The following is a 25,640-nucleotide window of genomic DNA, read 5'->3' as shown; positions in this document are numbered from 1 at the left end:
CGATGACGCTCGCCGAACAGCTCAGGCCCTGCGGTCCGGTCGTCGACGCGAAGGGGGCGGCCCGGACCCGCGAGGCTCTGGGCGAGGCGGCCGCCATCGAGAAGGCCTGGCCGGCGCTGGCCCCGATGTTCGCCGCCTCGCCCTACCTCGCCGGGCTCGCGCGTCGCGATCCGCCGCGGCTGACCACGCTCCTCTCCTCCGAGCCCGACGCGCGGCTGCAGGACCTCCTCGCCCGCACCGCCGCGGTGGCGCAGGGCGAGACCGCCGCCGCCGAGGGCGACCTGCGGCGGTTGAAGGGCGAGCTGCACCTCTTGACCGCCCTCTGCGACCTGGGCGGCGTCTGGGACCTCGACGCCGTCACCGGCGCCCTGACCCGGTTCGCCGATGCCGCAGTGGCCTCGGCGCTGACCATCGCCGCCCGGGGAGAGCTGGAGGCCGGGCGGCTGACCAGCCTGGGCGACGGCGCGGAAGGCCCGGTCCCCGGCTGGTTCTGCATCGCCATGGGCAAGCAGGGCGCCTATGAGCTCAACTACTCCAGCGACATCGACGTCTCGGTCTTCTTCGATCCCGACCGGCTGCGGCTGGCCGACGGCGTGGAGCCGCAGGCTTTCGCGGTGCGCCTGACCCACCGGGTGGCCGACCTGATGCAGGCGCGCACCGGCGACGGCTACGTCTTCCGCATGGACCTGCGGCTGCGGCCGGACCCGTCGTCGACGCCGCCGGCCGTGCCGGTGGCCGCGGCGCTGGAATACTACGAGAGCGTCGGCCAGAACTGGGAGCGGGCGGCCTTCATCAAGGCGCGGGCCTGCGCCGGCGACCTCGCCGCCGCCGGGGAGTTCCTAGGCGAGCTTGCCCCCTTCGTCTGGCGCAAGCACCTCGACTTCGCGGCCATCGCCGACATCCATTCCATCAAGCGCCAGATCCACGCCCACAAGGTCGACGAGCGGGTGTCCGCCAAGGGCGTCGACCTGAAGCTGGGCCGCGGCGGCATCCGCGAGATCGAATTCTACGTCCAGACCCAGCAGCTGATCTCGGGCGGACGCAATCCGTCCCTGCGCAGCCGCCGCACGCTGGACGCCCTGCAGGCGTTGGTCGAAACCGGCCACGTGGCGCCCGAGACCGCCGCCGAGCTGCGCGAGGCCTACGCAATGCTGCGCGCCGTCGAGCACCGCATCCAGATGCTGGCCGACGAGCAGACCCATCGCCTGCCGGAATCCGACCCGGATCGCCGCCGGATCGCTGCCCTGGCCGGCTACGACCGCCTGCGCAGCTTCGACGCGGCGATCACCCGCACTCTGAAGACCGTCAACGCCCGCTATGGCGAGCTCTTCCCGGAGGAGGAGCCGCTGTCGTCGCGGTTCGGCAGCCTGGTGTTCACCGGCGTCGACGACGATCCGGAGACCCTGGCGACCCTGGCGCGGATGGGCTTCTCCAACCCGCCGCGGGTGTCGCAGACCATCCGCAACTGGCACCACGGCCACATCCCGGCGACCCGCACCGAGCGCGGCCGGGAGCTGTTCACCCGGCTGGCCCCGCGGCTGCTGGACGCCGCCCAGGCGAGCGGCGCGCCGGACGTGGCCTTCAACCGCTTCTCCGACTTCTTCTCGCGCCTGTCCTCGGGCGTGCAGCTGCAGTCGCTGTTCCTGGCCCAGCCGAAGATGTTCGAGCTGGTGGTGGAGGTGATGGCCTTCGCCCCGCGCCTGGCCACCACGCTGGCCCGGCGTCCCGCCGCCATCGACGCCATGCTCGACACCGCCTTCTTCCAAACTATCGACATCGCCGAGGACCGCTCGGTGATGGAAGGCGCCGTGGCCCGCGCCGACGGCTTCGAGGCGGCCATGGACGCGGTGCGCCGGGTCCAGCGCGAGCAGGCGTTCCGGGTCGGCGTGCAGGTGATGAGCGGCAGCGCCACGGCCGAGACCGCGGGCAAGGCCTTCGCCGAGCTCGCCGACCTCTGCATCCAGATCCTGGGCCCGGCGTCGCTGGCTGAGACCGTGCGGCTGGGCGGCGACTTCCCCGGCGAGGTGGCGGTGGTGGCGCTGGGCAAGTGCGGCTCGCGGGAGATGAGCGCGACGTCCGACCTCGACCTGATGACCCTTTACCGCGCCGAGGAACCCGCGGGCGCGTCGAGCCTGAAGGGCTGGGATGCGGCGACCTTCTACGGGCGCTTCACCCAGCGGCTGATCGCGGCGCTCTCGAGCCAGACCGCCGAGGGCGGGCTCTACGAGGTCGACATGCAGCTGCGCCCCTCCGGCACCAAGGGCCCGGTGGCGGTGAGCTTCGGCGCCTTCGACCGTTACTACATGGGCGAGGCGGAGACCTGGGAGCTGTTGGCGCTCACCCGGGCGCGGATCGTCTGGGCCAGCAGCGACGCGTTCGCCGGGGCCGCGCAGCACGCGATCGGGCAGGCGCTTCGCCGTCCCCGCGACCGCGCGCGCACCGGCGCCGACGTGCGCGAGATGCGCCAGCTGCTGGAGCAGGAGCGGCCGCCGAAGGGCGACTGGGACCTCAAGCTTTCGCCCGGCGGCCTGGTGGACGTCGAGTTCGCCGCCCAGTTCCTGCAACTGGTGCACGCCGACGCCGGCGGACCGCTGCGGCCCAACACCGCCGAGGCGCTGGCGGCCTTCCGCGAGGCGCAGCTGGCGCCGCAGCCGGCCCTGGAGGCGCTGGAGGACGCCTGGCGCCTGCAACAGAACCTGACCCAGCTCCTGAAGGTGGCGCTGGAGGACCAGGCCGATCCGGCCGCCGAGCCGAAGGCCTTCCGGATGCTCCTCGCCCGCGCCGGCGGCGCGCGGGACTTCCGCGCGTTGCGGACCCGCCTGGCGTCCGCGCGGCTGGCGGCGCGCGCCGCTTATGAGACCATCGTCCAGACCTGACCGACGGAACCCGGCCGGCGAGCCGTTCAACGTCAGGAGGGGCGGCGTCGCAGTTCCGGACGCGCTGACCCGATGGAGCCGACGATGACCGCTAGCCCTTCGATGGAGTGCTGCCCATGATGCGGCTGAACCGGCGCCGTGAAGGACCATAGTCGTCACAGGCGCGCCGAAGCCTGCCGAGAGGTCACGTTTGGGGGCCGCCGATCCGGACGAGGAACTGCTGGAGCGCGTGGCCGCCGGCGATCCCGCCGCGGTGCGCGCGCTGGTGGCCCGCAAGCTGCCCCGGCTGCTGGGCCTGGCGCAACGGATGCTCGGCGACCCGCACGAGGCCGAGGACGTGGCGCAGGAGACCTTCCTGCGGGTCTGGCGACAGGCGCCCAAGTGGCGGCCGGGCGCGGCGCGCTTCGACACCTGGCTGCACCGGGTGGCGCTCAACCTCTGCTACGACCGGCTGCGACGGCGGCGGGAGATCGCCACGGACCGGCCGCCGGAGCAGGTCGACCAGGGACCGGCGCCGGACCGCGGACTGGAAGCCGCCGACGCGGGGCGGCGGGTCGCCCTGGCCCTGCAGGCGCTGCCGGACCGGCAGCGGGAGGCGATCGTGCTTTGCCATTACCAGGAGCTGGGCAATATCGAAGCCGCGGCCCTGATGGGGGTGAGCGTCGAGGCGTTGGAAAGCCTGCTGGGGCGCGGCCGCCGGGCCTTGCGGACGGCCCTGGCGGACATGGTGGAGCGGTGAGTTGAGGAAGGATCGCTTCGAAGAGCTGGCGCAGGCGTACGGCGGCGACATCGCGCGCTGGCCGCTCGAGGTTCGCGACGCGGCGGCGCTCCTGGTCGCCGAGGAGCCGACATTCACCCAGGCCGTGCTGGCGGACGCCGGACGGCTGGACGTGGCGCTGGAAGGGTGGGCGCGCGCGCCGGCCTCGGCGGCGCTGGTCGACCGCATCGTGGCCGGCAGGCCGGTGGCGCGCAGGCGCCCCGTGTGGCGCGGCTGGCTGGCGCCGGCCGGGCTCGGCGCGGCGCTCGCGGCCGCCTGCGCGGCCGGGGTGATCGTCGGCGCCCAGGTCTCGCCGACGCCGACGCCGACGGACAGCGGGGACACGGTCGCCTCGGTTTCCGCCGACCTCGACATCTCCGGCCTGTCCGAGGAGGTCTGATGAGCCGCCGCGCCCTGTTCATCGCGCTGTTCGCCTCGCTGGCGCTGAACCTCTTCGTGGTCGGTGCGCTTGCCGGCGCCATGGGCCTTCGCCTGCACGGATTCGGGCGGGAGCCGCGCGGCCACGCCGGCATGCAGGGGGCCGGCATGCAGGGGGTCGGAGCCGTGCTCTCGCCGGAGCACCGCGAGGCCTGGCGAACGGAGATGCGAGCCCAGGCCGCGACGTCGGGAGCCAAGCTGCGGCAGGCGCGGATGCTCCGGCGCGGCGCCTGGGCGCGGTTCGCCACCGATCCGTTCGATGCGCCCGCGATCCTCGCTGACCTCGACCGCTCGCGGGCGCTGGAGATGGATGGCCGCGCCGAACTGGACCGCCGGATCGTGACGTTCGCAGGCGGGCTGCCGACCGACGAGCGGGTGCGGTTCGCCGAAGCGCTGACGCAGCCCCGGCCCCAGGCGCAGCGCGGCGGCGGGCTACGCCGCGGCCGTGCCGATGCGGGCCAGCGCCAGCCCGGTCTGGCGGACCGGTAGCGAGAACGCCGCCGTCGTCCCTTGGCCAGGGGCGCTCCGCAGCTCGAACAGACCGCCGTGCATCTCGACCAGCGAGTTGGTGAGCGCGAGGCCCAGGCCCGTGCCCTGCTGGGTCTTCGCCTGCTGGCTCTCGATCTGTTCGAACGGCCGCGCCAGCCGCACCAGGTCCTCGGCCGAGATGCCGATGCCGGTGTCCCGCACGCCGATGCGAACCCGCTCGCCAAGCGGATGGTCGCTGCGCTCCGCCACCACGGTGATGCGGCCGCCGCGCGGGGTGAACTTGACCGCATTGGACAACAGGTTGAGCAGCACCTGCTTCACCGCGCGATAGTCGGCCTCCACCTCCGGCAGGTCGCCGAGTTCGAGGCGGAGCACCAGGCCGGCGCTTTCGGCGCGGTTGCGCATCAGCCGGGCGGCGTCGTCCACCACCTCGGCGATCGACATTGGCTCGAAGCGCAGGCTCATCTTGCCGGCCTCGATCTTCGACATGTCGAGGATGTCGTTGATCAGCGCCAGCAGATGCTGGCCGGAGTTGAGGATGTCGCGGGCGTAGTCGCGGTAGCGGCGGTCGCCGAGCGGCCCGTACATCTCGGCAAACATGATCTCCGAGAAGCCGTTGATGGCGTTCAGCGGCGTCCGCAGCTCGTGGCTCATGTTGGCGAGGAATTCGCTCTTGGCCTGGTTCGCCGCCTCGGCGCGGACCTTCTCCGCCTCGTACTTGCGGGCCAGTTCCGAGAGCTGCTCCTGGCTGCGCTCCAGGTTGGCGACCGCCTTGCGCAGCGCCTCCTCGTTGAGCCGCCGCGCCTCCTCCTGGGCCTTGACCGCAGTGATGTCGGCGGCGGTGACCACCAGCCCGCCCTCGGCGGTGGGGCGCTCGGAGATCTGCACCCACCGGCCGTCCACCAGCTCGGCCTCGCGGACGCCCGCGCGGTCGCCGAGCGCGGCGAATTCCTGGCGCACCGCAGCCAGGGCGCAGCGCTCCACCTGCTCGCGCGCGGCCCCGGGCTTCAGGATCTGCGGATCGAGGCGGAAGAAGCTGCGGTAGTTGCGGTTGCACATCACCAGCCGGCCGAACCGGTCCCACAGCACGAAGGCCTCGGAGACGCTCTCGATGGCGTCGCGCAGCCGGATCTCCGCCGACTGCGCCCGGTTCTGCGCCATGCGCTCCTCGGTGACGTCCAGCGCCACGCCGATGATGCGGGCGTAGCCGCCGTCGGGGCTGTCTCCGAAGCCCTGGCCGCGGGCGTCGATCCATACCGGCCGGCCGCCGGTCAGGCTGGGCACCCGGAACGAGACGTCGAACCCGCCGTAGACCGCGGCCGAGCGCAGGGCGTCGCGAAGCCCGTCGCGGTGGCCGGGCGAGACGCGGTCGAGCACCTGCTGGCCGTCCACCACGCCGCCCCGCCAGCTGAACAGCGCCGCCGTCACATCGGACATGAAGATCCGGTCGGTGGTCAGGTCCCATTCCCAGATGCCGCAGCGGGCGGCCTCGACGGCCAGCCGGAAGCGCTGTTCGGAATCGTTGTAGGCGGCGTGCGCCCGCTCCACGCGCCGGCTCTCGGAGAGCAGCAGCAGGCCGAGCCCGAAGGTCACCACCAGCGGCGCGAGCAGCCACAGCGTCTGTTCGTCGGCGGTGCGGGGGCCGGTGTGCAGCCGCGCCACCGCCGCGGCAGTGTAGACCGCCAGCAGCAGCAGCGCCGACAGCACGGCGATACGGGCGAAGCGCTGGGTCGGCGGACGGTCGTCCGGCCGGCCCTGCAGGCCGCCGTCAGCCGCGTTCTCGCCCCCGCGTCTGGCCAACGACAGCCGCTCCTCCACCCGAACAAATCACCCCAAGCAAATCAGAGTCTACGCGGGCGCGGGGAATCCGTCACCAGCGATCGCCGCGGCGTTTCGACTCTGGCGCTAATCGGCGAGGGCGCGGCTGGCGAGTTCGAAGACGTTCTTCGACAGGCCCTCGGTCGACACGATCCGCTGCAGCTCGGCCTTCATCAGAGCGCCGAGCTCGGGCGTGTAGCGCCGCCAGCCGCCGAGCGCGTCGATCAGCCGTGCGGCGATCATCGGATTGTAGCGGTCCACCGCCAGGATCTGATCGGCCAGGAACCGGTAGCCCGCCCCGCTGGGATCGTGGAAGCGCGCCGGATTGAAGTTGGCGAAGGTGGAGACCAGGGCCCGCAGGCGGTTGGGGTTCTTGGCGTCGAAGGCCGGGTGCGCGGTCAGGCCGATGACCCGGCCGAGCGCCGTCTCGCTGGGGTCGCGGGCCTGGACGGCGAACCACTTGTCGATCACCAGCGGCTCGCTCTTCCAGCGCTCGTAGAAGTCGGTCAGCCCCTGCTCGAAGGGCTCGCCGCCGATCAGCATCAGGGCGTTCAGGCCGCCCATGGCGTCGGTCATGTTGGCGGCGGCGGCGTAGTGCCCCGCGGCGACCTCGGCGATCTCCGAGCGGGGATTGGCGGCCAGCAGCTCCAGGGCGGCGTTGCGCAGGGCCCGGCGGCCCGCGCCCGCGGCGTCGGGGGAGAACTCGCCCAGGTCCTGCAGGCCGGTGTGCAGGCGCCTGAGTTCGTGCTGCAGGTGCACCGCGAGCCGCTCGCGCAGAGCTTCGCGCGCCTCGTGGATGGCGCCGGGATCGGCCGGCCGCATGGCCAGCGCCAGGTCGGGCTCCGACGGCAGCGCCAGCAGCAGGGCCTTGAAGGCCGGCTCGGCGGCCTGGTCGGAGAGCGCGCGGCCGACGGCCTCGGCGTAGCGTTCCTCGCCCACCTCGTCGGGCCGGCCTTCGGCGCGGGCGAGGATCAGGGCGCGGGCCAGCTCCTGGCCGGCCTCCCAGCGGTTGAAGAGGTCCGGATCGCCGGCCAGCAGGACGTAGCGGTCCTTGGGCTCGGCGTCGCTCTCCAGCCGCACGGGCGCGGAGAAGCCACGCAGGGCGGACACCACCGGCGGCCGGTCGACGCCGGTCAGGGTGATCTTTGCCGACGCGCCGTCGAGCACGATGACGGTCTCGTCGATCGCCTTGCCGTCGCGTTCGAAGGCCTGGGTGCGGCCGTCCTGATCCAGCAGACCGACGGTGACCGGAATCGGCAGCGGCCGCTTGGTCGGCTGGCCGGGCGTGGGCGGCGTCGCCTGGGTGAGCTCCAGATGCAGGGCGCGGGCGGCCTCGTCATAGCGGCTGGCCAGGGTGACCTTCGGGGTGCCGGCCTGTTCGTACCAGGCGAAGAAGTCGGTCAGGTCGCGGCCCGAGGCTTCGGCGAAGCAGCGGATGAATTCCTCGACGGTGGTGGCGTGGCCGTCCCAGCGCTCGAAATAGAGGTCCATGCCGGCCCGGAAGGCGTCCGGCCCGATCAGGGTCTTCAGCATCCGGATCACTTCCGCGCCCTTCTCATAGATGGTCGCGGTGTAGAAGTTGTCGATCTTCAGGTAGCTGGACGGCCGCACCGGGTGGGCCAGCGGGCCCTGGTCCTCGGCGAACTGGCGGGCGCGCAGCGCCTTGACGTCCTTGATCCGCTGGACCGCATGGCCGCGCATGTCGGCCGAGAAGCTCTGGTCGCGGAAGACCGTCAGGCCCTCCTTCAGGCACAGCTGGAACCAGTCGCGGCAGGTGATCCGGTCGCCGGTCCAGTTGTGGAAGTATTCGTGGGCGACGACGCTCTCGATGCGCTCGAAGTCCATGTCGGTGGCGGTCGCCGGGTCGGCGAGCAGGAGCGAGGAGTTGAAGATGTTCAGCCCCTTGTTCTCCATCGCCCCGAAGTTGAAGTCGCGGACGGCGACGATCATGAACAGGTCGAGGTCGTACTCGCGGCCGAACGCCTCCTCGTCCCACGTCATCGAGCGCTTCAGCGCGTCCATGGCGTAGGCGGCGCGCGGGGCCATGCCGGGGTCGACGTAGATCCTGAGGTCGACGGTGCGGCCGGTCATGGTGACCAGCTTGTCCTCCAGCACGTCGAGCTCGCCGCCCACCAGGGCGAACAGGTAGCAGGGCTTGGGGAAGGGGTCGTTCCAGACCGCGAAGCGGCGGCCGCCGGGCAGGTCGCCGGACTGCACGAGATTGCCGTTGGAAAGCAGGTGGCGGAAGGCCTTGTCGGCCTCGATCCGCACGGTGAACCGCGACAGCACGTCGGGCCGGTCGGGCCAGAAGGTGATCTTGCGGAAGCCCTCGGCCTCGCACTGGGTGCAGAACCGGCCGCCCGACATGTAGAGGCCGTCCAGCGCCTTGTTGTTCTCCGGATCGATCTCGACCTCGGTCTCGAGGACGAAGGCGTCGGGCGCGTCCGGGATGACCAGGAACTCGCCGTCGATGGTGCGCTCCGCCTCGCCGAGCGTGCGGCCGTCGATGGCCACGGAGATCGGCTTCAGCCGCTCGCCGTTGAAGCGCAGCGCCTCGGCGTGGTCGCCGTTGCGTCGCACCTGCATCCGGGCCTTCACGCGGGTGGCGTTGGGCTGGAGGTCGAAGGTCAGGTTGACCTCGTCCACGAGGAAGGCCGGCGGACGGTAATCGGCCAGGCGGATCGGCTGGGGTGTGTCGGTGCGCATGGCGGCCATGTAGTCCTTGGATGGTGGCGGCGCCAAGGCGGCGGTCAACCGGCAGGCGGGTCCCGGCCGGGCCGCGGGCAGCGGCGTTCTTCCCAGCTGCCGTCGGGCTCTTTGACCAGCATGTAGCAGTCGAGCCCCTGCTCGGCGGCGTCGGCGGAAAGCCGCCGCGCCATCTCCATGGCGTGGGCGCGATAGGCGTAGGCCGCCACTTCGACGGCGTTACGCGACAGCACCCATTTGTTGTCCCGCCATGCCAGCAAGATCTGCACGGGGGTCGGCTTCTCGACACGCATTTGGGCGGCGAACCCAGAACACAGGCGCTCTGTTCCCGCGGAAATTCATTGAGGGCGTCAGGTAGGCGACAGACGCGCGCCGGCGGGACCCTACAAGTGGCGCCGCAACCGGGGTGGAGCAGTTGGCGTCTTATCGCATCTACTACGTCGGCGCCGGCGGTCGTCTCCGGCTGGACCGCGACATGGACTGCGCCGGCGATCGCGAGGCGGTGGAAAAGCTGCTCGACCGGCGCGCCGACGGCCGCGCCGGCGAACTCTGGAATGGCGGGCGGCTGGTCGGTCGCTTCTCCAAGCTCGGCCTCTTCACTCCGGCCGTCGGCAGCTAGCGGCCCGCGCCTGACGCGAGGTCATGCTTTTCAGCGCTTCCCCCGCGCGTATGCTGACCTGCGAGGAAACCTCGTAACCGGAAAATCCCGGCGGGAATGGCAGCGCATGAATTTCGATTTCTCCGACGACCAGAAGTTCCTGAAGTCCGAGGCGCGCAAGTTCCTGGACGCCAACGCGCCGACCGGCCGGGTGCGGCAGGTGCTGGACGACGAGGCCCGGCCCTATGACCAGGCGCTCTGGAAGGCGGTGGCCGAACAGGGCTGGCTGGGCGCGGCGATCCCGGAGGAATTCGGCGGGCTTGGGCTCGGGCACCTGGAGCTGTGCGTGATCGCCGAGGAGCTCGGCCGCGCGGTGGCGCCGATCCCGTTCGCCTCCACCGTCTATTTCCTCGCCGAAGCCATCCAGCTGGCCGGCGACGACCGGCAGAAGGCCGGCATCCTGCCGAAGATCGCCGCCGGCGAGGTGATCGGCGCGGTCGCCACCTCCGAAGGGCCCGGCGTGCTGACGCCCTCCGGCGTCCAGACGAGCGTCACCGGCGGCAGGCTGACAGGCGTGAAGATCCCGGTGACCGACGGCGATATCGCCGACCTCTGCCTGGTGCTCGCCAAGGAGAACGGCCAGCCCGGCCTGTTCCTGGTCGACCTGAACGGCGAGGGCGTGACCCGCGAGCCGGTCAAGACGCTCGACCCCACCCGCGACGCCGCCAGGCTGACGTTCAAGGGCGCGCCGGCTCAGCGACTGGGCGCCGCCGGCGAGGGTTTCGCCCTGATCGAGCAGGTGTTCGACCGGGCCGCGGTGCTGCTCGCCTTCGAACAGTGCGGCGGGGCCGACCGGTGCCTGGAGATGGCCAAGGCCTATGCGCTCGAGCGCTACGCCTTCGGCCGGGTCATCGCCTCCTACCAGGCGATCAAGCACAAGCTGGCGGACATGTACGTGAAGAACGAGCTCGCCCGCTCCAACGCCTACTACGGAGCCTGGGCGCTCAACACCAACGCTCCGGAGATGCCGGTGGCGGCCAGCGCCGCGCGGATCGCGGCCTCGGAAGCCTTCTGGTTCGCCGCCAAGGAGAACATCCAGACCCACGGCGGCATCGGCTTCACCTGGGAGATGGACTGCCACCTCTACTACCGGCGCTCGCGCCAGCTCAGTCTCGTGGCCGGCGCGCCGCGGGTCTGGAAGGAGCGGCTGGTCAGCCACCTCGAGCGGCGCAACGCGGCCTAAGGGATCTTCAGATCATGGACTTCAACGACACCCCCGAAGAAGCCGCCTACCGCGCCCAGGTCCGGACCTGGCTGGAGGCCAACGCCCCGAAGCGCGCCACCGGCGACGATCTGGAAGGCGGCGGCGACTCCATGGCCGCCTCCAAGGCCTGGCAGGCCAGGAAGGCGGCCGCCGGCTACGCCCAGATCACCTGGCCGAAGGAATGGGGCGGCCAGGGCGGCAACCCGATCCAGCAGGTGATCTTCAACCAGGAGGAGGCCAAGCATCCGATCCCGCCGAACCCGTTCCAGATCGGCCTGGGCATGTGCGTGCCGACGGTCGCCACCTTCGCCGACGACGACACCAAGGCGCGGTTCGTGGGGCCGGCGCTGCGCGGCGAGGAGATCTGGTGCCAGCTGTTCTCCGAGCCCTCCGGCGGCTCGGACGTGGCGGCCTCGCGGACCCGCGCGGTGCGGGCGCCCGACGGCTCCGGCGACTGGCTGATTTCGGGGCAAAAGGTGTGGACGACCGGCGCCCAGTTCTCGGATTTCGGCATCGTCATCTGCCGGACCAACCCCGACGCCCCCAAGCACAAGGGGCTGACGATGTTCTGGGTCGACATGCATGACCCGGGCATCGAGGTGAAGCCGATCCACCAGATGTCCGGCGGCTCGGGGTTCAACGAGGTGTTCTTCACCGACGTGCGGGTGAAGGACAGCCAGCGGCTGGGGGCGATCGACGACGGCTGGAAGGTCAGCCTGGTCACGCTGATGAACGAGCGGCTGGCGGTGGGCGGCGCCTCGGGCGCGGGCTGGGCGCAGTTCATGGAGGCGGCGCGCAACCTGCCGGGCCTGGACGGCGCGCCGGCGCTGAAGGACCAGGCGCTGCGCGAGAAGCTGGCCGACTGGTACGTGCAGGCCGAGGGGCTGAAGCACACCCGCAACCGCACCATGACCGCCCTGTCGCGCGGCCAGACGCCGGGACCGGAGAGCTCGATCGGCAAGATCATCTCGGCGGTGCAGATGCAGGAGTTGGCGCACGCCGCCGTGGAGATGCTGGATCAGTACGGGATCATCAACGACCCGGCGCTGGCCCCGCTGCACGGCGCCTTCCAGAGCTCGCTGATGTTCGCGCCCGGCCTGCGGATCGCCGGCGGCACCGACGAGATCCTGAAGAACATCATCGCCGAACGCGTGCTGGGCCTGCCCGGCGACATCCGGGTGGACAAGGACGTGCCCTTCAAGGACATGCCGACGGGACGCTGAGCCTCAGGCGCTGAGCGCCAGGGGGGCCCGGCGCGGGGCGCGGCCGATCAGCTGGCTGTAGAGGCGGGTCAGCCCGTCGAAGGTGATGTCCCAGCCGTGGCGGGTCTCGGCCCGGCGGCGGGCCACCTGGGCGATCGCCTCGACGTCGCGGGCGAACAGCGCCTCGATGGCCTCGGCCAGGGCCTGCGGCTCGGCGCCCTCCGCGTGCTGGCCGACGGTGGAATCGATCAATTCGCCGACGCCGCCCTTGTTGGGGCCGATCACCGGCAGGCCGGCGGCCATGGCCTCCAGCACCACCAGGCCGAAGATCTCGTGCTCGTTGGCATGGATGAAGGCGTCGCAGGAGGCGATCATGCCGGCCAGCTTCTGCGGCTCGCGCTCGTAGTCGGCGCAGATCACGCGGGAGGAATAGCGCGCCTCGCGCCCCGCGCCGATCAGCAGCAGGTGATAGGGGTCGCCGAGGTGCTCGACGGCGGCGACCATCGATTCGATGTTCTTCTCCCGCGCGGGCCGGCCGGCGAACACCAGCAGGCGGCTGTCGGGGGACAGGCCGTAGCGCTTGAACAGCTTGGCGCGGTCGCCGCGGGCGGGGTGGAAGAGCTCGGTGTCGACTCCCAGCGGATGGACGGTGACCCGGTCCACGCCGGCCTCCGCCAGCCGGGCGGCGGTGTGCTGGCTGGGGGCCACGACGTGGTCGAAGCGCTGGTAGGCCTGGGCCCAGAAGTTGAAGGTCGGCTGCTCGGCCCAGTCGCCCAGGTGAAGGGCGGCCAGGGCGGCGGCGTCGGTGTGGCAGAACCCGACCACCGGCACGCCCAGGGCGTCGCCGGCCTCCAGCGCCGCATGGCCGGGCACGAAGACGTCGCCGGCCTCGATGATGTCGGGCTGCAGCAGGCGCAGCACCGTCTCCCAGCGCGTCAGGCTGGCGGGCATGCGGTAGCCGTCGCCGAACGGCAGCCGGGTCGCGGCGACCGTGACCAGGCCCTCACCGTCGACCCGCGTCCGCGCGCCGGGCACCACCAGGGTGTGGCGGATGTCGGGGCGGCTCTTCTCGAGCCAGGTCTGCTTGGCCGTGAGGTAGCGCTTCACGCCGCCGGAGCGGGGCGCGTACATCATGGTGGTGTCGATCAGGTGGAAGCCCGGACCGTCCGGCGCGGAGAACGCCGGGACGTCCGACGGATCCAGGCGGATCAGGTTCTCGTCGTCGGGGGTGATGACGTCGAACAAGCGGCGTCCCCTCTGTTTCTCGGCGATGCTGGTGGAAGCCGCAACGAACAGCGCCGGGGTTCGATCCACAACGCCGCGCTTGCCGCGGCGCGACTTGGCGGAGGCGGAGCGGCTTGCTGGTTTGTTCCAGAGTCTAGCCAGTGGTCTGTCCTCGCCTCTCACGCGACGCCGAACGGCGACGGCGGCCGCCCGATACTGGGGCAGGCTCGTCGATCGCCCTGTCGTAGCAGCAACCCGCCGCCGACGTCATCACTTCAGCCCGGCGCTCAAGCTTCGCCCTTAGATTGGGGCGGAATGCCGGCCGGGCAAGGGCTTCTCAGTGCACGTCATAGGCGCGGGCGATCTCCGGGCGTGCATTGACCGAGGTCACGAACTGCGGCGCAATCCTTGCGTGCGTCGCCTGTTCGAAGGCGTAACCGAGCGAAAGCACGCGCGCATCCGACCAGGCCGGGCCGATGATCGACAGCCCTACCGGCAGTCCGGCCACCGCGCCCATGGGCACGGTCAGGTGGGGATAGCCGGCGATCGCGGGCAGGCCGGCGTAGGAGCCCGTGGCGCGGCTACCGTTGACCGGGTCGACCACCGAGGCCGGGCCGCCGCTCGGCCCCACCAGCACCTCGACGTTGGCGTCGCGCAGCATCCTGTCGAGGCCGTCCGGGCCGGCCAACCGCCGCGCCGTCGCCCGCCTGGCCCGATAGCCGGGGTCGGTGAGCGGCGGGCTCCTGGCCGCGCGCTCGAAGGTCTCCTGGCCGAACAGGGCGGTCTCCGCCGGCTCGCGGGCGTTGAAGGCGATCAGGTCGTCGAGGGAGCGGGCCTGCGCCGCGGGCGGCGTGGCGGCGAGGTAGGCGTCCATCGCCGCCCTGAACTCGCTCAGCAGGGCGTCGCCCTCGGCGTCCGACATCTCGCGCATCTGGGCCTCGCTCGGACCCTTCACCTCGGTCAGGACGGCCCCGGCCCGGCGCAGGGCGGCCAGCGCCGTCTCGAACACCGCGTCGGCCGGCGGCGAGCGGTCGGCGTTCATCCGCAGCACCCCGATCCGGGCGCCGCGCAGCGCGCGGGCGTCGAGGGCGGCCAGGTAGTCGGTCTTGCGCGCATCCGCCTCGCGGGTGGCGGGGTCGGCCGGGTCGGAGCCGGCGATGGCGGTCAGCAGGGCGGCGGCGTCGGCCACGGTGCGGGCCATCGGCCCCGGCGTGTCCTGCTCGGGGGAGAGCGGCACGACGAAGGTCCGCGAGACCAGGCCGAGCGTCGGCTTGAAGCCGACCACGCCGTTGGCGGCGGCCGGGCAGGTGACCGAGCCGTCGGTCTCCGTCCCGACGGCGGCGGTGGCCAGGCCCGCCGCCACCGCCGCCCCGGAGCCGGCGCTGGAGCCGCAGGCCGAGCGGTCGAGCGCATAGGGATTGCGCACCAGCCCGCCCATGGCGCTCCAGCCGCTGATCGAGCGGGCGGAGCGGAAGTTGGCCCATTCGGAGAGGTTGGTCTTCCCCAGGATCACCGCGCCGGCGTCGGTCAGCCGCCGCACCAGCGGCGCGTCGCGGCCGGTGACGTTGGCCCGCAGCGCCAGCGAGCCGGCGGTGGTGGCGGTCCCGTCGGCGGATTCGATGTTGTCCTTGATCAGCACGGGCACGCCGTGCAGCGGCCCGCGCACGCGGCCGGCGCGGCGCTCGGCGTCCAGCCGGCGGGCGTCGGCCACGGCCTGCGGGTTGAGCGTCAGCACGCTGTTCAGCTTGGGCCCGGCGCGGTCGAGGGCTTCGATCCGGGCGAGGTCGGCGCGCACCAGGCCCTCGGAGCTGACCGCGCCGGCCCGCATGGCCGCCTGCAGCTCGCCGGCCGAGGCGTAGGGGCTGAGCGGCTGGGCCTGGGCGACGGCGGCGCTCGCCATCAGCGCCGCGGCGATGAGGTGTGGTCTGAACATGCGGCCCCCCTGGTCTCGGCCAGTCTAGAGGCCGATCGCGGGGCCGCGCCAGCGCGGAGGCGACCCTAGAACGTCACCTGGGTGCCGAGTTCGACCACCCGCGACGGCGGGATCTGGAAGAAGTCGGCGGCGCGGACCGCGTTGCGCATCAGGAACACGAACAGCATGTCCTGCAGGTGCGCCAGGCCCACGGTGCGGCGCGAGATGATCGTGCGCCGGCTGAGGAAGAAGGAGGTGCGCATGATGTCCAGCTTCAGCCCCTTGGCGCGCGCCAGGGCCACGCCCTTGGCGATGTTCGGGCTCTCCATGTAGCCGTAGCTCAGCACCATGGACTTGAAGCCGGGGGCCAGGTCGCAGACCTCCACGCGCTCGGCGTCGGGGACCCGCGGGCGGCGCAGGCTGCGCACGGTCAGCAGCACCACCTGCTCGTGCAGCACCTGGTTGTGCTTGAGGTTGTGCATCAGCGAGGCGGGGACCTTGCCCGGATCGGCGGTGAGGAAGACGGCCGTGCCGCGGGCCCGCATCGGCGGCCGCGAGGTCAGCATGGGCAGGATGTCGGCGAGCGTCAGGTCGGTCTGCTCGGCGCGAAGCAGGTGAGCCGTGCCGCGCATCCAGGTCCACATGACGAGGATCAGGGCGGCGGCGATCAGCAGCGGCACGTAGCCGCCGTGCATCACCTTGAGCAGGTTCGCCAGCAGGAAGGCGGTCTCGATCAGGAGGAAGGGCGAGAACGCCAGCAGGGCCTGCCAGATCGGACGCTTCTTCAGCCGGTGGATCGCCACCACGGCGAGGATGGACGAGGTGATCATCGCGCCCACGACCGAGATGCCATAGGCGCTGGCCAACGCGCTGGACGAGCCGAAGCCGAGCACCAGGGCGGCGACCCCCAGCATCAGGATCCAGTTGATCTGCGGCGCATAGATCTGGCCCGCGTGCTCCTCGGAGGTGGGCCGCAGGGACATGCGCGGCAGGAGGCCGAGCTGCACCGCCTGCTGGGTCATCGAGAAGGCGCCGGAGATCACCGCCTGGCTGGCGATGACGGTGGCGGCGGTCGCCAGCACCACCAGCGGCAGCTGGAACCAGTCCGGCGCCATGAAGAAGAACGGGTTCTCGGCGGCGTGCGCGTCCTTCAGCACCAGGGCGCCCTGGCCCAGGTAGTTCAGCGTCAGGCAGGGGAAGACCAGGGCCAGCCAGGTGGCCTGGATCGGCTTGCGGCCGAAGTGGCCCATGTCGGCGTAGAGCGCCTCGGCGCCGGTGACGGTCAGGAACACCGACCCCAGCACGGCCGGGGAGAGCACCGGGTGGCGCTGGAAGATCGCCAGGCCATGGATCGGGTTGAGCGCCTGCAGGATCTGGGGTGCGCGGACGATGGCGGTCAGCCCCAGCAGGGCGAGGGTGGCGAACCACACCAGGCAGACCGGCCCGAACCAGCGCCCGATGCCGCCGGTGCCGCGCTTCTGGACCACGAACAGGCCGACCAGCACCGCCAGCGCGATCGGCACCACGAACGGGTCGATCCGGCCGCCCAGACCGTGGATCACCTCCAGGCCCTCCACCGCCGACAGCACCGAGATGGCCGGCGTCAGCACGGCGTCGCCGAAGAACAGGCCTGCGCCCAGCATGCCGATCAGCACGATCAGCTGCGCGCCCCGGCCGCCGGCGCGCTGCACCAGCGCCATCAGCGACAGCGTGCCGCCTTCGCCGCGATTGTCGAAGCGGGTGAGGATCAGGACGTATTTGACGGTGCAGATCACCATCAGGGTCCAGAACATCAGCGAGATCACCCCGATGACGTCGGCGCTCGCCACCTGGCCGCCAGCGCGCCTCAGGTGGGCGATGGATTCCTTGAAGGCGTAGAGCGGGCTGGTGCCGATGTCGCCGTAGACCACGCCCGCGGATCCCACCGCCAGACCAAGGAAGCCGCGCAGCGACGGCGCAGGGGCATGGGCGGTGTCGGCTGTGGTGACGGACATGAAGGGCGCAAATCCCGCAGGGTTGTCGGACCGTCTTGTCACGCCGGACGGCATAAAAATCCCATATGGTTGTCGGGGCCTGGCGCCCACGAGGCCTTGCGCGGCGGGGATCGGCGGGCCTTCTTTCGCGGCGGAGCTGCGCCGAAGGAGCGTGTCATGAGCCTGACCGACGAGCTGCGACCCCAGCGTCGCCCCTCGGTGGCGCCGGCCGCCGGCTATGCCCTCTCGCTGCTGCTGGTGGCCGCCACGACGCTGGCCGCGGTGGTCGTCGACCAGCTGGCCGACATCCCCAACCTGTCGCTGATCTTCGTGCTGCCGGTGGTGATCTGCGCCGTGAGCGTCGGCTGGGGGCCGTCGCTGCTCGCCGCGCTGGCGGGCGTGACGGCGTTCAACTTCTTCCTGATCGCGCCTCGCTACAGCTTCCACGTGGCCGACCCGGCCAATGTCCTGGCGCTGGCGCTGCTGCTGATCACTGCCGCCATCGTCAGCGCCGTCGCCGCCCAGTCGCGCCGGCGCGCGCTGCAGGCCTGGGAGGCGGCCGACCAGGCCGCCGCCCTGCAGGCGCTGGCCCGCACCCTGGTGGGCTCCGCCGACCGTGCGGCCATCGCCGAGGCCTGCGCCGGGGCGCTGGCGCGCCTGTTCACCGCGCCTGCGGCCGTGTTCTTGGAATCCGACGACGACCTCCAGCCTCCCGCCCTGGCGGGCGGCGCGACGCTGTCGGCCGCCGACGAAGAGGCCGCCCGCTGGGCGCTCGCCTCCCGCCTGCCGACCCGCGGCGGGGCCTATCCGGTGGAGGCGGCGGTCTTCGACTTCTGGCCGGTGGCGGCGCGGCACGGCAGCCAGGCGGTGATCGGGGTGAAGCTTTCCGGCCGCGAGGCCGGCCGGCCGGACTCGCCGGAGCGGCTGGTGGAGGTGGTCGGCGGCTACCTCTCGGTGGCGCTGGAGCGGGAAACGCTGGCCGCCCAGGCCATGGAGACGCGGGTCGAGATGGCCGGGGAGCGGCTGAAGGCCGACCTGCTGGCGGCCGTGTCCCACGACCTGAAGACCCCGCTGTCCACCGTGCTCTTCACCCTCCAGAGCCTGCAGAAATTCAGCAAGAGCCACGATGCGAAGACCCGCGCGGAGCTGCTGGCGCTGGCCGAGGCGGAGACCGCCAGGCTGAGCGCCATGGTCGGCAACCTTTTGGACATGAACCGGCTGCAGGCCGGCGGGGTGGCCGTGCGGACGGCGCCGGTCACGCCTGCGGAGCTGGTGCTCGAAGCGCTGGGACGCGCCGCGCAGGCGCTGGCCGGCCGCCGGGTGGTGAACGAGGTGAAGACCGCCGCCGCGCCGCTGATGGTCGACGCCTCGCTGTTCGAGAGCGCGCTCGGCAATGTGCTGGAGAACGCCGGCAAGTACGCCCCCGCCGGCTCGACCATCCGGGTGCGCGCCGGCGTCGACCGCGACGCGGGCTGGATCGAGGTGCTGGACGAGGGGCCCGGCCTGCCGGAACCGGTGGAGCGGCTGTTCGAGAAGTTCACCCGCGGAGTCTCCGGCGACGGCCGGCCGCCCGGCACAGGACTGGGCCTGGCGATCGCCCGCGGCTTCCTGGAGGCGCAGGGCGGGCGGGTTGAGGCCGGCAACCGCGCCGACCGGCACGGCGCGCGGGTGCGGCTGTCCGCGCCGCTGGCGACGGCGAGCCTGGAACGCGCATGAGCGCGGCGGCCGATCCGGCGACGGTGCTGGTGATCGAGGACGACGCCAGCCTCAACGCCGCCCTGGCGGCCACCCTGCGGGCCGCGGGCTACCGGCCGGTGACCGCCCGGACAGCCGCCGAGGGCCTGCGCTGGTACGCCCACTATGCGCCGGACCTGGTGCTGCTCGACCTCGGCCTGCCCGACCGCGACGGCCTCACGGTGATCGCCGAACTCCGCGCAAAGGGAACCACGCCGATCGTGGTGCTGTCCGCGCGTGACGCCGAGGCCATGAAGGTGGAGGCCCTCGACCTGGGGGCGGACGACTATGTGCAGAAGCCGTTCGGCGTGGAGGAGCTGCTGGCCCGGCTGCGCGCCGGCCTGCGGCACGGGGTGCAGGCGCGGGGCTCGGCGCCGCGGCTGCGCACCGGCGACCTGGAGATCGACCTGGGCCTGCGGCTGGTCACCAAGGCCGGCCAGCCGCTGAAGCTGTCGCCCAAGGCCTATGACCTGCTGAGCGAGCTGGCGGTGAACCTCGGCCGGACGGTCGGGCACAAGGAGCTGCTGCGCACCGTCTGGGGCAGCGAGGCCGCCGATATCCAGTATCTTAGGGTTTACGTAGGCCAGTTGCGCCAGAAGCTGGGCGACGTCGATGGCGCGCCGCTGCTGGTGAGCGAGCCGGGCGTGGGTTACCGGCTGGCGCAGATCTGAGGAGTGGCGGTGACGTCCTGGATTTCCTGGCCGCGCGCGGCGCGCGCTCTGGCGTTGGGCCTGCTGGCCTCCGCCACCTTTTCCGCAGCCGCCAAGGCCCAGGCGGCCGCCCCTGAGGCCACCAGCCCCGAGTCCGCCAATCCGGGGGCCCGGCCGCTCTGCGCCGACCGGCCGGGGAAGGCCACGCCGCCCTGCATCGTCGACGTGGGCCGGCTGCAGGTCGAGGTCGGGCTGGTCGACGCCGCCTTCCAGCGGCAGGCGGGTCAGCATGACGACGCCTACACGCTGGGCCAGTTCGAGCTGCGGACCGGCATCAGCCGGCGCACCGAGGTGGAGATCGGCTGGACGCCGTGGTCGATCCAGCGCACCGAGACGGCCGGCGTCCGGTCGCGGCAGGCCGGCGTGGGCGACCTCAGCCTCGGATTTCGCACCGCGCTGACCGATCCGGACAAGGATGGCCTGGCGGTCTCGCTGGAGCCCTTCGTCACCGCGCCGACCGGCACGCATGGACAGGGTGCGGGCGGCTGGCAGGGCGGCCTGCTGCTGCCGATGTCGGGGCCGCTGATCAAGGATGTGTCGTTCGGCTTCACGCCGGAAGTCGCGGTAGTCCGCAATGCGGCCGGCGGCGGCACGCATGTGGCCTGGTCGGGGGCGTTCGGAATCAGCCACGCTTTCGGACCGGCCAACGTCGGCCTGGAGGTCTGGGGCGGCGTCGACGAGGACCCGGCGGCGACCACCACCATGGCCAGCCTGGACGCGACCGCGGCCTGGACGCCGGCGGCGACGCCCGACCTGCAGCTGGACGCCGGCGTCAACGCCGGGCTCAACCGCAACACCCCGGACGTCGAGCTCTACGTCGGCGTGGCGCGGCGGTTCTAGCGGGGCCCGGACGCAACAAGGGCCGCGCCTCGCAGCGCAGCCCTTGGCCTCGCAAAGTTCACCCTCGCCAGTGGGGGATGGCGCACCGTTGGGGACGCCGTCGCCGCCGCTCGGGGAGGCGGGGGCTCACTCGAGCCGCCGTCTAGTGCTTGAGGGCGTCCCGGGCGGCGTCCTTCAGGTTGCCGACGCCCTTCTGGACCTTGCCGGCCACGCGGTCGGCGGCGCCTTCGGCTTCCAGGCGCTCGTTGCCCGTGGCCTTGCCGGCGGCTTCCTTGACCGAACCCTTGGCGTCCTTGGCGGCGCCCTTCATCTGATCCTTGTGCATAGGAACACTCCTTCGCGTGTCACGGCGGGCGATGCGCCCGCGTTGGAAACACTACGCAAAAGGCAACCGCCGGTTCCGGCCGTTGCGAGGGCAAAGCGCCGCGCGCCGTTGCGCCAGGACCATGCGGCCGCTATCTGCGTGCGCGAATTCCCCGATTTCCGAGACAGCGAGTGCGAACGCCCCATGGCGCAGCAATATATTTTCCAGATGCAGGGCCTGACCAAGGCCTTCCCCGGCGCGCCGAAGAAGACCTTCGAGAACATCTGGCTGTCCTTCTATCCCGACGCCAAGATCGGCGTGGTCGGCGTCAACGGCTCCGGCAAGTCGACGCTGCTGAAGATCATGTCCGGGCTCGACAAGGAGTTCACCGGCGAGGCGATCGTCGCCGACGGGATCAAGCGCGGCTACCTGGAGCAGGAGCCGCAGCTGGATGACCAGCTCGACGTCTGGGGCAACGTCATCGCCTGGTGCGAAGAGAAGAAGATCTTCGACGCCTACAACGACGTCGCCGCCAAGCTGGGCGAGGACTACACCGACGAGCTGATGGAGGAGATGACCGCCCTCCAGGAGAAGCTCGACGCCCACGACCTGTGGGACATCGACAGCCGGATCGAGATGGCGATGGACGCCCTGCGCTGCCCGCCCAACGACTGGCCGGTGGACAAGCTGTCCGGGGGCGAGCGGCGCCGCGTGGCGCTGGCGCGCCTGCTGCTCTCCAAGCCCGACATGCTGCTGCTCGACGAGCCCACCAACCACCTGGACGCCGAGAGCGTCGCCTGGCTGCAGCACCACCTGGAAAGCTTCCCGGGCTGCGTGATCCTGGTCACCCACGACCGCTACTTCCTGGACCAGGTCACCAAGTGGACGCTGGAGCTCGATCGCGGCAAGGGCATCCCCTACGAGGGCAACTACTCCTCCTGGCTGGAGCAGAAGGCCAAGCGCACCGCGCAGGAAGAGCGCGAGGAAGCCGGCAAGAAGCGCACCATCGAGCGGGAGCTGGCCTGGGTGCGCTCCTCGCCGTCGGCCCGCCGCACCAAGTCCAAGGCCCGCCTGGCGGCCTTCGACGAGCTGCAGAACGCCGCGGAGAACGCCAAGCAGACCTTCGCCCAGATCCAGATCCCGCCCGGCCCGCGGCTCGGCCAGCAGGTGATCGAGGTCGACAAGCTGGAGAAGGCCTACGGCGACAAGCTGCTGTTCAAGGACCTCGACTTCAAGCTGCCGCCGGGCGGCATCGTCGGCGTGATCGGGCCGAACGGGGCCGGCAAGTCGACGCTGTTCAAGATCATCACCGGCCAGGAACAGCCGGACGCGGGGGCCATCAAGCTCGGCGAGACGGTGAAGCTCGCCTACGTCGACCAGAGCCGCGACAGCCTCGACCCCAACAAGAACGTCTGGGAGGAGATCTCCGGCGGGCTCGACATCATGAAGGTGGGCGGCCGGGAGATCCCGTCACGCGCCTATGTGGGCTCGTTCAACTTCAAGGGCGCCGACCAGCAGAAGAAGGTCGGCCTGCTCTCGGGCGGCGAGCGCAACCGCGTGCACCTGGCTAAGACCCTGGCGTCCGGCGGCAACGTGCTGATGCTCGACGAACCGACCAACGACCTGGACGTGGAGACCCTGCAGGCGCTGGAAAGCGCCCTGGAGGACTTCCCCGGCTGCGCGGTGGTGATCAGCCACGATCGCTGGTTCCTGGACCGGCTGGCCACCCACATCCTGGCCTTCGAGGGCGACAGCACGGTGGAGTGGTTCGAAGGCAACTTCGACGCCTACGAAGAGGACAAGAAGCGCCGGCTGGGGTCCGACAGCATCATCCCCCACCGGATCAAGTTCCAGAAGTTCACCCGCTAGGGTGGGAGCCGCCTCCCCGGGCGGGAGGCGGCCTGGACCCGTCGCCTAGCGCGGCGGCGGGGTGGTGGTCGAACCCGTCGTGGAGCCCGGCGTGGCCGTGGTCCCGGCCGCGCCCGCGCCGGAATTGGGCATCGAGCTTGCGCCCGGATTGGGGCTCGTCGAGCCGTCGTTGACCGCGCCGGAGGGCGCGGCGCCGGGCGTCATCGAGCCGGAGGTCGTGGAGCCGGAGGGGCTGGTCCCGACGCCCGGGGTCGCGTCGCTCGGGCTGCTGGCGCCCGGGGCCGACCCGGCGGCGCCGGACCCGGTCACGTCGGAGCCGGCGGTGGTGCTCGCCGCGGTGTTGGCGGTCGTGCCGGTGGAGGCGCCGGCGGCCATGTCGGAACCGGACCACCAGTTGCGGGCCATGCGCTGTTTGGGCGAGGCCTTCAGGTACGCGTCGAGCTGGGCGTACGGAATGGGCTGGGACGGACCCGACATCATGGCCGCGGAACCGTGCCTCGCGGTATGCTTCTTGGTCGCTCCCATCGCCGAGGCGGCGGTGAGCGCCATGGCGGCCGCGCCAGCGGCCAGCACGAACATCTTCATTGCGATCTCCCTGACGTAACGCCGTCAACGGCGCCGTTGTTAACCAACGACGGTCGGGCTTCGTTGCGCCAGGCTCAAAAGTTGAACGCGAGCGACCGGAACCGCCGTGCGACGCGCGCGGTTGACGGCCCATCCCCCACAGATCCCGAGCAAGGAGACAACGCCATGGCCAACGAACGGCTGCACGGCAAGCGGATCGCCGTCCTGGCGACCGACGGCTTCGAACAGGTCGAGCTCGAAAGGCCCGTGGAGGCGCTGCGCGCCGCCGGCGCCCAGGTGGAGATCGTGTCGCCCAAGCGCGGCGAGATCCAGGGCTACAACCACTTCGACAAGGGCGGGAAGGTGGGGGTCGACCGCGATCTCTCCCAGGCCGACGCCGACGACTATGACGCCCTCGTGCTGCCGGGCGGGGTCATCAACCCCGACCAGCTGCGGCTCGTGCCCAGGGCCATCGAGTTCATCCGCGCCTTCGTGGAGGCCGACAGGCCGATCGCCGCCATCTGCCACGGCCCGTGGACGCTGATCAACGCCGAGGGCGTGCGGGGCCGCCGGGTGACCTCCTGGCCATCGCTGGAGGTCGACCTGCGCAACGCCGGCGCCGATTGGGTCGACGAGGAGGTGGTGGTCGACCGCGGCCTGGTCACCTCGCGCAAGCCCGACGACCTGCCGGCCTTCTGCGCCAAGATGATCGAGGAGTTCGCCGAAGGCCGCCACGCCGGCCGCGGCGCCCAGGCCGGTCGCCCAGAACAGCCCGGCGCGCGCCCGCACTGAGGGGGAGATGGCCGCGGGCGTCGCGCGCGCCCGGGCGCCCTGACGTTTCAGCGCGAGCTTCGCTATACAAGGCTCGACGCCGTGATGTGAGGGAACCCCGATGTCCGAGCCGCTGGCTCCGCTTGTCCGCAAGAACCGCGTGCGCGCCGCCGCCGCCGCCGCGTTGCTGGCGGCAGCGCCCCTGCTGGCCGCGGCCGCGCCGGAGCCCCATGCCCGCGCGCTGGCGGCCGGCTACAAGGCGGCGTTCCTGTGCAGCGGCATCTTCAACGCCGGCCAGAGCGAGGCGCAGGTGGCGGCCGACGACCTGGAGGGCATCTATCCCGAATACCAGGCCCTGGTGCGCACCCTGCCGGCCCAGGTGGACCGGACCGCCAAGACCGTCAGCGTCGCCTTCGACACGCGCCTGCCGCCGCGCATCGCCGCCTGGCGGTCCGGCCTGGGCTGCAGCCAGCTGCCGATCGGCGCGGGGCCCGACGCGATCGCGCGGCTGCCCCGGCTGGAGGTCCGGCCGCCGGCCGGCGATCCGGACGCCCGCGCCTGGCCGGACGGGGACCGCAACGCGCTCGCCACGCCACCGCCCGCCACCGCCGCGGCCCTCGACGCGGCGCTGGGCAAGGCCTTCGACCATGCGACTTACGGGGCGGGCACGGAAACCACGGCGGTGCTGGTGGTGCGCGACGGCCGCATCGTCGCCGAACGCTACCGTCCCGGCTACGACCTGCACACGCCGCAGCGCACCTGGTCGGCGGGGAAGAGCCTGACCGCCACCGTCATCGGCCGCGCGGTCCAGCACCGGCTCGTGCAGGTGGAGGCGCCGGCCAACGTGCCCGAGTGGCGCGCGCCCGGCGATCCCCGCGGCAAAATCACCCTGGCCCAGCTGATGCACATGGGCAGCGGGCTGTGGACCGACGGCCCCGGCAACCGCACGGACGAGGTCTATGTGGGCGGCGGCTCGGTCATGCAGCAGGCCACGGCCATGGCCCTCGAAGCCGAACCCGGCAGCCGCTGGCGCTACGCCAACAACGACACCCTCCTGGCGGCGCTCAGCGTGCGGACCGCCATCGGCGACGACCGGCGGGCGCTGGAGTTCCCGTTCACCGAGGTGCTGTGGCGGATCGGTATGAGACACACCACGCCGGAGACCGACTGGCAGGGGAACTACATCCTCTCCAGCCAGGTGTGGACCACCGCCCGCGACCTCGCACGGCTGGGCCTGCTCTACCTGGACGACGGCGTCTGGAAGGGCGAGCGCCTGCTCCCGCAGGGCTGGTCGAAATTCGTCGCCACGCCGGCGCCCGCCCAGCCGGAGAACGTCGCCAGCGGCGCGCCGGGCTACGGCGCGTTCTTCTGGCTCTACGGCCCGCGCCAGGGCCTGCCGGAGGGGACCTACGTCATGAACGGGAACCGCGGGCAGTTTGTCTTCATCGTGCCCTCCCGCAGGGTGGTGATCGTCAGGCGGGGGTTCGACAAGGCGGGCGGCGCGCGCTTCGACGAGGCCAGGTTCGCCCATGACATGCTGGCGGCCCTGGACTGAGCCGGACGCTCGCGGTGACGTCCGGCATGACGTCCC

General features: G+C 71.8%; 21 protein-coding genes. 13 read left to right on the top strand and 8 right to left on the bottom strand.

All coding sequences use genetic code 11. From position 1 onward, the window contains the following. The first annotated feature begins 2 nt into the window (after nucleotides 1-2). From DJ021_RS02555 to DJ021_RS02545, 4 genes are all read left to right on the top strand, one after another. The gene (locus DJ021_RS02555) at nucleotides 3-2,876 is read left to right on the top strand and encodes a bifunctional [glutamine synthetase] adenylyltransferase/[glutamine synthetase]-adenylyl-L-tyrosine phosphorylase (RefSeq protein ID WP_111456053.1); all 2,874 of its coding nucleotides are present in this window, start codon (nucleotides 3-5) and stop codon (nucleotides 2,874-2,876) included. A 190-nt stretch (nucleotides 2,877-3,066) separates the two neighbouring features. Next, nucleotides 3,067-3,615, top strand: coding sequence for an RNA polymerase sigma factor (locus tag DJ021_RS02550; RefSeq protein WP_111456052.1), 549 nt, complete (start codon nucleotides 3,067-3,069; stop codon nucleotides 3,613-3,615). Nucleotide 3,616: 1 nt separating this feature from the next. Then, nucleotides 3,617-4,033: a hypothetical protein gene (locus DJ021_RS18790; RefSeq protein WP_165837084.1), complete on the top strand. Its 417-nt coding sequence runs from the start codon at nucleotides 3,617-3,619 to the stop codon at nucleotides 4,031-4,033. Then, complete coding sequence (locus DJ021_RS02545; protein ID WP_165837083.1) at nucleotides 4,033-4,560, top strand: periplasmic heavy metal sensor; 528 nt, start codon at nucleotides 4,033-4,035, stop codon at nucleotides 4,558-4,560. The genes DJ021_RS18790 and DJ021_RS02545 overlap by 1 nt, the downstream gene beginning before the upstream one ends. On the opposite strand, the gene DJ021_RS02540 is transcribed toward DJ021_RS02545, so the two are convergent. From DJ021_RS02540 to DJ021_RS02530, 3 genes are all read right to left on the bottom strand, one after another. Next, complete coding sequence (locus DJ021_RS02540; RefSeq protein WP_279386480.1) at nucleotides 4,504-6,360, bottom strand: sensor histidine kinase; 1,857 nt, start codon at nucleotides 6,358-6,360, stop codon at nucleotides 4,504-4,506. The genes DJ021_RS02545 and DJ021_RS02540 overlap by 57 nt on opposite strands. 105 nt (nucleotides 6,361-6,465) lie before the next feature. Continuing rightward, nucleotides 6,466-9,084, bottom strand: coding sequence for an aminopeptidase N (pepN, locus tag DJ021_RS02535; protein ID WP_111458945.1), 2,619 nt, complete (start codon nucleotides 9,082-9,084; stop codon nucleotides 6,466-6,468). A gap of 44 nt (nucleotides 9,085-9,128) precedes the next feature. Continuing rightward, the gene (locus DJ021_RS02530) at nucleotides 9,129-9,353 is read right to left on the bottom strand and encodes a hypothetical protein (RefSeq protein ID WP_133254925.1); all 225 of its coding nucleotides are present in this window, start codon (nucleotides 9,351-9,353) and stop codon (nucleotides 9,129-9,131) included. A gap of 146 nt (nucleotides 9,354-9,499) precedes the next feature. Between DJ021_RS02530 and DJ021_RS02525 the strand changes: the two genes are divergently transcribed. From DJ021_RS02525 to DJ021_RS02515, 3 genes are all read left to right on the top strand, one after another. Beyond that, complete coding sequence (locus tag DJ021_RS02525) at nucleotides 9,500-9,703, top strand: hypothetical protein (RefSeq protein WP_111456048.1); 204 nt, start codon at nucleotides 9,500-9,502, stop codon at nucleotides 9,701-9,703. 106 nt (nucleotides 9,704-9,809) lie between these two features. Then, on the top strand, nucleotides 9,810-10,925 hold the full coding sequence (locus DJ021_RS02520; RefSeq protein ID WP_111456047.1) for an acyl-CoA dehydrogenase family protein: 1,116 nt from the start codon (nucleotides 9,810-9,812) through the stop codon (nucleotides 10,923-10,925). A 14-nt stretch (nucleotides 10,926-10,939) separates the two neighbouring features. Beyond that, a complete protein-coding gene (locus DJ021_RS02515; RefSeq protein WP_111456046.1) occupies nucleotides 10,940-12,169 on the top strand; it encodes an acyl-CoA dehydrogenase family protein in 1,230 nt (409 codons plus the stop codon). A 3-nt stretch (nucleotides 12,170-12,172) separates the two neighbouring features. On the opposite strand, the gene DJ021_RS02510 is transcribed toward DJ021_RS02515, so the two are convergent. The 3 genes from DJ021_RS02510 to DJ021_RS02500 all read right to left on the bottom strand — a co-directional run bounded on the left by DJ021_RS02510 (nucleotide 12,173) and on the right by DJ021_RS02500 (nucleotide 17,278). Beyond that, nucleotides 12,173-13,393, bottom strand: a complete 1,221-nt coding sequence (locus DJ021_RS02510) for a glycosyltransferase (RefSeq protein WP_341538127.1) — start codon at nucleotides 13,391-13,393, stop codon at nucleotides 12,173-12,175. Between the two features lie 316 nt (nucleotides 13,394-13,709). Next, nucleotides 13,710-15,305 (bottom strand): amidase, encoded by a 1,596-nt coding sequence (locus DJ021_RS02505; protein ID WP_111456045.1) that lies wholly within the window; start codon nucleotides 15,303-15,305, stop codon nucleotides 13,710-13,712. A 65-nt stretch (nucleotides 15,306-15,370) separates the two neighbouring features. Further along, complete coding sequence (locus DJ021_RS02500; protein WP_111456044.1) at nucleotides 15,371-17,278, bottom strand: potassium transporter Kup; 1,908 nt, start codon at nucleotides 17,276-17,278, stop codon at nucleotides 15,371-15,373. Nucleotides 17,279-17,434: 156 nt separating this feature from the next. Between DJ021_RS02500 and DJ021_RS02495 the strand changes: the two genes are divergently transcribed. Genes DJ021_RS02495 through DJ021_RS02485 form a run of 3 tightly spaced genes read left to right on the top strand, consistent with a single transcriptional unit; the run spans nucleotide 17,435 to nucleotide 20,541 of the window. Then, the gene (locus DJ021_RS02495) at nucleotides 17,435-18,973 is read left to right on the top strand and encodes a DUF4118 domain-containing protein (protein WP_111456043.1); all 1,539 of its coding nucleotides are present in this window, start codon (nucleotides 17,435-17,437) and stop codon (nucleotides 18,971-18,973) included. Further along, nucleotides 18,970-19,662: a response regulator transcription factor gene (locus DJ021_RS02490; protein WP_111456042.1), complete on the top strand. Its 693-nt coding sequence runs from the start codon at nucleotides 18,970-18,972 to the stop codon at nucleotides 19,660-19,662. Before DJ021_RS02495 ends, DJ021_RS02490 begins: the two co-directional genes overlap by 4 nt. 9 nt (nucleotides 19,663-19,671) lie before the next feature. Next, on the top strand, nucleotides 19,672-20,541 hold the full coding sequence (locus tag DJ021_RS02485) for a transporter (RefSeq protein ID WP_133254924.1): 870 nt from the start codon (nucleotides 19,672-19,674) through the stop codon (nucleotides 20,539-20,541). A 142-nt stretch (nucleotides 20,542-20,683) separates the two neighbouring features. On the opposite strand, the gene DJ021_RS02480 is transcribed toward DJ021_RS02485, so the two are convergent. After that, nucleotides 20,684-20,866: a CsbD family protein gene (locus tag DJ021_RS02480; protein ID WP_111456040.1), complete on the bottom strand. Its 183-nt coding sequence runs from the start codon at nucleotides 20,864-20,866 to the stop codon at nucleotides 20,684-20,686. Between the two features lie 183 nt (nucleotides 20,867-21,049). Here DJ021_RS02480 and ettA point away from each other — a divergent pair, with 183 nt between their 5' ends. Beyond that, nucleotides 21,050-22,714, top strand: a complete 1,665-nt coding sequence (gene ettA, locus DJ021_RS02475) for an energy-dependent translational throttle protein EttA (protein ID WP_111456039.1) — start codon at nucleotides 21,050-21,052, stop codon at nucleotides 22,712-22,714. A 45-nt stretch (nucleotides 22,715-22,759) separates the two neighbouring features. Here the strand turns inward: ettA and DJ021_RS18630 are convergent, their stop codons facing one another. Next, on the bottom strand, nucleotides 22,760-23,299 hold the full coding sequence (locus DJ021_RS18630) for a hypothetical protein (protein WP_133254923.1): 540 nt from the start codon (nucleotides 23,297-23,299) through the stop codon (nucleotides 22,760-22,762). Nucleotides 23,300-23,464: 165 nt separating this feature from the next. On the opposite strand from DJ021_RS18630, the gene DJ021_RS02465 reads away from it, so the two are divergent. Both DJ021_RS02465 and DJ021_RS02460 read left to right on the top strand, forming a co-directional pair. Continuing rightward, the gene (locus tag DJ021_RS02465) at nucleotides 23,465-24,070 is read left to right on the top strand and encodes a type 1 glutamine amidotransferase domain-containing protein (RefSeq protein ID WP_111456037.1); all 606 of its coding nucleotides are present in this window, start codon (nucleotides 23,465-23,467) and stop codon (nucleotides 24,068-24,070) included. Between the two features lie 100 nt (nucleotides 24,071-24,170). Further along, complete coding sequence (locus DJ021_RS02460; protein WP_111456036.1) at nucleotides 24,171-25,604, top strand: serine hydrolase domain-containing protein; 1,434 nt, start codon at nucleotides 24,171-24,173, stop codon at nucleotides 25,602-25,604. Nucleotides 25,605-25,640 lie beyond the last annotated feature (36 nt).

The sequence above is a fragment of the Phenylobacterium hankyongense genome, assembly GCF_003254505.1.
In the GTDB taxonomy this organism is placed as follows: domain Bacteria; phylum Pseudomonadota; class Alphaproteobacteria; order Caulobacterales; family Caulobacteraceae; genus Phenylobacterium; species Phenylobacterium hankyongense.
Note: the sequence above shows the minus strand (reverse complement) of the source record. Positions and strands in the feature narration are given on the sequence as shown.

What these genes read in the sequence shown, in the direction of transcription:
- DJ021_RS02555 (WP_111456053.1), top strand. Translation starts at nt 3, where the DNA reads ATGACGCTCGCCGAACAGCTCAGGCCCTGCGGTCCGGTCGTCGACGCG.
- DJ021_RS02545 (WP_165837083.1), top strand. Translation starts at nt 4,033, where the DNA reads ATGAGCCGCCGCGCCCTGTTCATCGCGCTGTTCGCCTCGCTGGCGCTG.
- pepN (WP_111458945.1), bottom strand. Translation starts at nt 9,084, where the DNA reads ATGCGCACCGACACACCCCAGCCGATCCGCCTGGCCGATTACCGTCCG.
- DJ021_RS02520 (WP_111456047.1), top strand. Translation starts at nt 9,810, where the DNA reads ATGAATTTCGATTTCTCCGACGACCAGAAGTTCCTGAAGTCCGAGGCG.
- DJ021_RS02515 (WP_111456046.1), top strand. Translation starts at nt 10,940, where the DNA reads ATGGACTTCAACGACACCCCCGAAGAAGCCGCCTACCGCGCCCAGGTC.
- DJ021_RS02505 (WP_111456045.1), bottom strand. Translation starts at nt 15,305, where the DNA reads ATGTTCAGACCACACCTCATCGCCGCGGCGCTGATGGCGAGCGCCGCC.
- DJ021_RS02500 (WP_111456044.1), bottom strand. Translation starts at nt 17,278, where the DNA reads ATGTCCGTCACCACAGCCGACACCGCCCATGCCCCTGCGCCGTCGCTG.
- DJ021_RS02495 (WP_111456043.1), top strand. Translation starts at nt 17,435, where the DNA reads ATGAGCCTGACCGACGAGCTGCGACCCCAGCGTCGCCCCTCGGTGGCG.
- DJ021_RS02490 (WP_111456042.1), top strand. Translation starts at nt 18,970, where the DNA reads ATGAGCGCGGCGGCCGATCCGGCGACGGTGCTGGTGATCGAGGACGAC.
- DJ021_RS02480 (WP_111456040.1), bottom strand. Translation starts at nt 20,866, where the DNA reads ATGCACAAGGATCAGATGAAGGGCGCCGCCAAGGACGCCAAGGGTTCG.
- ettA (WP_111456039.1), top strand. Translation starts at nt 21,050, where the DNA reads ATGGCGCAGCAATATATTTTCCAGATGCAGGGCCTGACCAAGGCCTTC.
- DJ021_RS18630 (WP_133254923.1), bottom strand. Translation starts at nt 23,299, where the DNA reads ATGAAGATGTTCGTGCTGGCCGCTGGCGCGGCCGCCATGGCGCTCACC.
- DJ021_RS02465 (WP_111456037.1), top strand. Translation starts at nt 23,465, where the DNA reads ATGGCCAACGAACGGCTGCACGGCAAGCGGATCGCCGTCCTGGCGACC.
- DJ021_RS02460 (WP_111456036.1), top strand. Translation starts at nt 24,171, where the DNA reads ATGTCCGAGCCGCTGGCTCCGCTTGTCCGCAAGAACCGCGTGCGCGCC.